The following is a 6,118-nucleotide window of genomic DNA, read 5'->3' on the forward strand; positions in this document are numbered from 1 at the left end:
GTGCATACCCTATATTTAAGAAATTTGTTTGTTTTTTCCTACATCATGTTCTTTATTATTATCTTCATTAATATTTTTACTTGATGTTTCTTCAGACTTCATATCTTTTTCCAAGTCATTGTTTATTTTCTCCATTTTAGATATTGAAACTTCATAAGCTACTTTTTTTATTATTTCGGATTCTGATACCTTTTTTTGATATTCCCTACTTTGAAGTCTTCCCCATACTCTTATATTGTCACCAACTTTTAAAGATTTGCAAAACCTTGAATTTCTTCCCCAGGCTATAGTTGGTATGTAGTCAGATTTATTGTAGGCTCTATTTACGGCAAGAAGCATGTCTGAAATTTCTCTTCCAAAAGGAGTTGTTCTATAAACAGGTTCTTTGCATATAAAACCATCAAGAAAAATTTGATTAGGATTTTTGCTTTTTTCAGTGCATAAGCTTATATTCCTTGCAAATACTGTTAATATGAGTCTGTTTGCACCATCTACAAATTTATTATATGATCTCAATTGTCCTTCAATTAGTACTTGAACTCCTATATTTATATCTATATCATTCATAAGTCGTTCTGAAATTGTTATGAATAATATATCGTTAGCATCACTAAGCCTAGGAACTTTAATATTGAAAGTATAAAAACCTTCTCCATACATTTCATGACTAAAACTAAGCTCAGAAATTACTTCCCCCTCTAAATAAATCTTGTTATTAAGCATAAGATTTTCCATGTAAACCCCTCTTTCCATTAGTTATAAATTATTTATCTACATATAAATATTCACTAAAAATTTAAAATATACTAAAAAATATATAAATTATAAATTAATTAATTGAAAATAAAAACATTAGTACCATTATAATACATACAATCTTTTATTTCCAATAAGTTTAATCATACAACCAAAAGTTATTTTGAAATTTGTTTGCCGGAAGAGTCAATTTTATAATTATTTTTGTATATTAAATTGCCTACCGTAACAAACTTATATCCCTGACTTTGAAACTTTTCTATTATTTTTGGAAGATTATAAGGAGTGTATTTGGCACTATTGTGAAATAATAATATTGAGCCAGGTTTTGTGTTTTTAATTATTCTATTGAACTCGATATCTGCACCTTTTTCCATCCAGTCTGCACTGTCTGAATCCCACTGTATGCAGTAATATCCAGCATTTTCTAAAGTATCTATTACTGTATTGTTATAGCTGCCTTCAGGGCATCTGAATAATTTTGTACTATTACCGGTTATGTTTCTTATTTTTGCATCATTTATGTTTACATCTTCTAAAATTTTATCTTTTGAAAGTCGGGTCATATTTGGATGTGTGTTGGAATGATTGCCTATTTCATGTCCTCTATCGGAAATTTCTTTTAACATATCAGGATATTTACTTGCCCAATCACCTACTATGAAAAAAGTTCCCTTAATTTTATATTTATCAAGTATATTTAATATTTCTTTTGTGTGTTCCTCTCTTCCAAGGCTAACATCAAAACTTATAGCTATTTTCTTTTCTTTTGTATCCACACAGTAAATAGGTAATTTTCTATTTATACCTATAAAAGCATTGGAAGCTTTATTATTTGTATACAGTGAAAAAAATGAACCTATTAGTATAAGTATGCATGCTGAACATAATTTTATAAGTGATGTTTTCTTCAAAAATTTACCTCCTAAATTGATCCTATAATTTTATATAGTATTTTTAGGTTATAAATATTACATTTAATAAATAAAATTTATTATAATATATCAAATAAATCGTGGCATATAGCAGTTTATTTATTTTTGTATATTTTATGTTATAATTGATATTAAGTTGTTTTAATATTTTAATTCAATGGGGTGGATGTAAATGTTTGAAAATACTCTAGATTTAGCAGAAAATAAACTCCTTTTACTTTATATATTCAAAAAAATAAAGGTTCCTTTATCTAATAATAAAATTACACAAATTATACTTGAAAATAATTTTATAAATTATTTTATTTTACAGCAGTATATACATGAATTAATAAATTCTCAATTTATTAAGTATGCTAATCCAGATACAGATCATAAAATGGTAATTACAAAAAAGGGTGTAAAGGTACTAAATTTATTTGAAAATATGATTTCAAAAGATAAAATACAAAAGATAGATGATTATTTTAAAAGTCAAATCGAAAACATTAAAGAAGATATTTCAGTCAGTTCAAGCTATACTGAAGAAAACAAAAATAGTTTTATAGTGGATTTGATAGCAGCAAAAGATAAAAGTACGCTTATGAATATAAAAGTTAATATAGGTTCCAAAAAAGAAGCAATTGAATTATGCGAAAAATGGAAAAATAATTCCCAAAGTATATATTATGAAATACTACATTTGCTTTTACAGAAATAATAAATTAATTTATTACCATGCCTGTAGGTTCTCTCCCTACAGGTATAAATTTTTTATGTTCATTTTCTATATTTAATTTTATTAAAAGGTCATTATAATTATCTCCTATATATAAGTTATCTCTGTATTTTAGTATCGTTCCAGGCATTCCACCTACAATTACTTTCTTTTTTTCTTTATAATTGCTCATGTCAAGTATACTTATACTTCCATCTCCAAAATTTGATACAAAACAATATCTGTTGTTACAATATATATCACAGGGTGAATTTCCGGATATTATTCTATTTATAATTTTATAATTTTTGAGAGATAGTATGGATATACTGCCTTTAAATTCAGAACCTAGATTGCTTTCACATACTAATATATGTTCTCCGTCCATTGTAAAAATAGCTTTTGTAGGATAAGAACCTACTTTTATGTTTCTTGTGTTTGCTGTATTTTTACAATCTATTAAAGTTATAGTGTCATTTTCCATGTTGGATACCAAAAGTAACTCTTTGCTGGTATTTAAACATATGCTATGCGGAAGATTTCCGCAGGGAATTTGTTCTACTATTCTTTTTAACTTAAGGTCAAAGGTTATGAGACTATTGGAGTCGCCGCATATTATATATGCTTTATCACCTAAAGTTACTATATCATTACAATGAGCACCTATATAATAGCTTTCTTCTTGAACTTCATTTTTCAAGTCTATTATTGATATACTATTGCTATAATTGTTTGCAGTTATGAGTTTGTCTTTATTGATACATATTCCATGGGGACCTACTTTCTCTGTAAGATCATTTGATTTTAAATATATTTTATTCTTAATAGAGAAACTATTTAAATCAATTATATAGATAGAATCAGAAGAAGTACTACATATATATAGATAATTCAATGCCATCACCCCCTACAAATATAGTATGAATGTAAATTGAAAAATGGTAATATAAAGGCTAAATAATTTCATGTATATTCTTGTATAATTTTTGTGAGTTATATATAATAAATTTATAATTTATTATATATAAGGTAAGGTGAAATTAATGTATAGTTATAAACCAGAAGGTGTATGTTCAAAGCAAATTAACTTTGATATAGTGGATGACAAGATTACTAATGTGAGTTTTGTAGGTGGATGTAACGGAAACCTTCAAGGCATTTCAAGGCTTGTAGAAGGCATGAAAGTAGAAGATGCAGTAAAAAAATTACAAGGTATCTCCTGCAATGGAAAAGGAACTTCATGTCCTGATCAGTTTGCAAGGGCTGTAAATAGTATTATATTGCATAGATAATAAATTTTAAAATACAGGTTTTATAATGAGGGGGAAAGTGTTTTGAATAATGTAATATCGTCTAATGTACAAGATATTCAAATATCAGGTATAAGAAAATTTTATAATAAAGTTAGCAAATATCCAGATGCTATTTCTCTTACTCTTGGACAGCCGGACTTTAACGTTCCAGATGGTATAAAATCTGCTTTGATAGAAGCTATGAATGAGAATAAAACTGGATATACATCAAATGCTGGAATTTTTGAGCTAAGGGAAGGAATTTCAAAGTATTTGAGTTCTTTAAGTATAAATTATAATCCGGATGAAATTTGTCTTACTATAGGTGGAAGTGAAGGACTTATGGATGTATTTTCTGCACTTGTAGATAGAGGGGATAAAGTTCTTATACCAGATCCTGCGTATCCAGCTTATGAAAGCTGCGTAAAAATAGTAGGTGGGCAGGTTATAAATTATAATCTGAATGACGATTTTTCAATTGATTTTGATAATCTTGAGAATATAGTTAAAACTGAGAATCCAAAAATTATAGTAATTTCTTATCCATGCAATCCAACTGGAGCTGTTTTATCTAAAAAGTATAATGAAAGATTACATAAAATTATTTCTGAAAATGATATTATTGCTGTAAGTGATGAAATGTATGCAGCTTTATGTTTTAATGAACATTATTATTCTGTAGCCCAGTTTAATGATATAAAGCATAAAGTAATAGTTATAAGTGGATTTTCTAAAATGTTTTCTATGACAGGACTTAGGATAGGATATGTATGTGCAGAAGACAGATTTATGGAAGGAATAATGAAGGTTCACCAGTATAATGTATCATGTGCACCATCGATTGTGCAGTGGGCAGTTGTAGAAGGACTTAAAAATTGCATGAGTGATGCTGAATATATGAAAAATGAGTTTATAAAAAGAAGAGATTATCTTTACAAAAGGCTTAAAGATATTGGTTTTAATGTAAATCTTCCTATGGGAGCTTTTTATATGTTTCCGAGCATAAGAAAATTTGGAATTAAAAGTGAAGATTTTTGTGAAAGTCTTTTAAAAGAAGCCAAAGTTGCTATTGTACCTGGTTCTGCTTTTGGAAAAGGAGGAGAGGGGTATATTAGAATATCTTATGCTTCAAATATAGATAAACTTAAATTGGCATCAGACAGAATTGAAGAATTTATTAAATTAGGAAGTTATAGTAAGTAATGTTTTTTAGCAGCCAGCAATTGTAATTAAATGCTGACTGTTAACTATTAATTATTAATTTTTAACTGAAATAACATCGTCCATTGAGTATAGTCCCTTTTCTTTTTTGTACATAAATTCGCAGGCTTTTAATGCACCTACAGCAAATACATCTCTTGAAAGGGCAGTATGTTTTATTTCTATAGTCTCACCTTGACCTGCAAAAATTATTTCATGTTCGCCAACTATACTGCCGCCTCTAATTGAATGGATTCCAATCTCATTGTGTTTTCTCTTTCTTATGCCATTTCGTCCATTTACATAAGAGACTTCTTCAGGTAGTGAAGCCTTTATGGTATCTGCAAGGAGAAGTGCAGTTCCGCTTGGGGAATCTACTTTTTGATTGTGATGCTTTTCTATTACTTCTATATCAAAATTTTTATATAAAAGAGCACTTATATTTTTTAAAATATTGTTTACTACGTTTACTCCTATAGACATATTTGCTGAACGAAACACAGGTATTTCTTTTGAAATATCATTAATAGTTTTTATTTGATTATCGCTGTAGCCTGTAGTGCATAATATTACTCCAAGATTATTAGATTTTGCATATTTAATCAAAGAATCAAGTGCATCTGGTCTTGAAAAATCGAGTATTACATCAGCTGATACATTACATTCCTCAATTGATGAAAACACAGGATAATACGTGCCTGAAGAATTTCTATCTATGCCTGCAACTATAGATAATGTATCACTATTTTGAGCTAAGTTTGATACAACTTTGCCCATTTTTCCATTACAGCCATTTAATATGATTTGAACCATTTTGCTATACACCCCTTAAATTTTATATTAATAATTTAACGTGAAAGATTAAAATCTTTCACGTTAAATATAAGATACAAAAAATTCTTTTTAAAAACTTTTCTTAAAAATTCCATAGCTTATTAACTGCTTTTTTAATATTTCTAAATTTTTGTCCTCCATTGTAGTAAGTGGAAGCCTTAAATCACCGACATCTTTGCCTATAATATTTAAAGCTGTCTTTATAGGAATAGGGTTTGTCTCTATGAACATTGCCTTTATGAGTGGATACATATCAAGCTGCAATTTAAGTGCACCTTGAATATCACCTTTAAAGAACAGTTCACACATTTTTTCCATGTCTCCAGGCACTATATTTGCCATTACAGAAATTACACCACAGCCTCCAAGCGAAAGTATCGGAATTGTCTGGTCGTCATTTCCAG

At 28.2% G+C, this 6,118-nt stretch carries 8 protein-coding genes; 3 read left to right on the top strand and 5 right to left on the bottom strand.

The window, feature by feature from the left end:
• Nucleotides 1-15 precede the first annotated feature (15 nt).
• Complete coding sequence (locus J2Z42_RS10060; RefSeq protein ID WP_209702506.1) at nt 16-735, bottom strand: single-stranded DNA-binding protein; 720 nt, start codon at nt 733-735, stop codon at nt 16-18.
• A 179-nt stretch (nt 736-914) separates the two neighbouring features.
• A complete protein-coding gene (pdaB, locus tag J2Z42_RS10065; RefSeq protein ID WP_209702507.1) occupies nt 915-1,670 on the bottom strand; it encodes a polysaccharide deacetylase family sporulation protein PdaB in 756 nt (251 codons plus the stop codon).
• 193 nt (nt 1,671-1,863) lie between these two features.
• On the opposite strand from pdaB, the gene J2Z42_RS10070 reads away from it, so the two are divergent.
• Nucleotides 1,864-2,391: a DUF4364 family protein gene (locus J2Z42_RS10070; protein WP_209702508.1), complete on the top strand. Its 528-nt coding sequence runs from the start codon at nt 1,864-1,866 to the stop codon at nt 2,389-2,391.
• 4 nt (nt 2,392-2,395) lie between these two features.
• Here the strand turns inward: J2Z42_RS10070 and J2Z42_RS10075 are convergent, their stop codons facing one another.
• On the bottom strand, nt 2,396-3,283 hold the full coding sequence (locus J2Z42_RS10075) for a YncE family protein (RefSeq protein ID WP_209702509.1): 888 nt from the start codon (nt 3,281-3,283) through the stop codon (nt 2,396-2,398).
• 148 nt (nt 3,284-3,431) lie between these two features.
• On the opposite strand from J2Z42_RS10075, the gene J2Z42_RS10080 reads away from it, so the two are divergent.
• Nucleotides 3,432-3,680 carry a TIGR03905 family TSCPD domain-containing protein gene (locus tag J2Z42_RS10080; RefSeq protein WP_209702510.1) on the top strand — a complete coding sequence of 83 codons (249 nt, stop codon included), beginning with the start codon at nt 3,432-3,434 and terminating at the stop codon, nt 3,678-3,680.
• A gap of 42 nt (nt 3,681-3,722) precedes the next feature.
• On the top strand, nt 3,723-4,883 hold the full coding sequence (locus tag J2Z42_RS10085) for a pyridoxal phosphate-dependent aminotransferase (RefSeq protein WP_209702511.1): 1,161 nt from the start codon (nt 3,723-3,725) through the stop codon (nt 4,881-4,883).
• 54 nt (nt 4,884-4,937) lie between these two features.
• Here J2Z42_RS10085 and dapB read toward each other — a convergent pair whose 3' ends face one another.
• Both dapB and J2Z42_RS10095 read right to left on the bottom strand, forming a co-directional pair.
• Nucleotides 4,938-5,693 carry a 4-hydroxy-tetrahydrodipicolinate reductase gene (gene dapB, locus J2Z42_RS10090; RefSeq protein WP_209702512.1) on the bottom strand — a complete coding sequence of 252 codons (756 nt, stop codon included), beginning with the start codon at nt 5,691-5,693 and terminating at the stop codon, nt 4,938-4,940.
• A 90-nt stretch (nt 5,694-5,783) separates the two neighbouring features.
• Nucleotides 5,784-6,118: dihydrodipicolinate synthase family protein (locus J2Z42_RS10095; protein ID WP_209702513.1), on the bottom strand; the 335-nt coding region annotated here is incomplete at its 5' end.

This window comes from Clostridium algifaecis (assembly GCF_017874415.1).
Lineage (GTDB): Bacteria > Bacillota > Clostridia > Clostridiales > Clostridiaceae > Clostridium_B > Clostridium_B algifaecis.

Bases quoted from the DNA above. Each gene is read 5' to 3' on its own strand.
- dapB (WP_209702512.1), bottom strand. From the start codon at position 5,693: ATGGTTCAAATCATATTAAATGGCTGTAATGGAAAAATGGGCAAAGTT.
- J2Z42_RS10080 (WP_209702510.1), top strand. From the start codon at position 3,432: ATGTATAGTTATAAACCAGAAGGTGTATGTTCAAAGCAAATTAACTTT.
- J2Z42_RS10060 (WP_209702506.1), bottom strand. From the start codon at position 735: ATGGAAAATCTTATGCTTAATAACAAGATTTATTTAGAGGGGGAAGTA.
- J2Z42_RS10070 (WP_209702508.1), top strand. From the start codon at position 1,864: ATGTTTGAAAATACTCTAGATTTAGCAGAAAATAAACTCCTTTTACTT.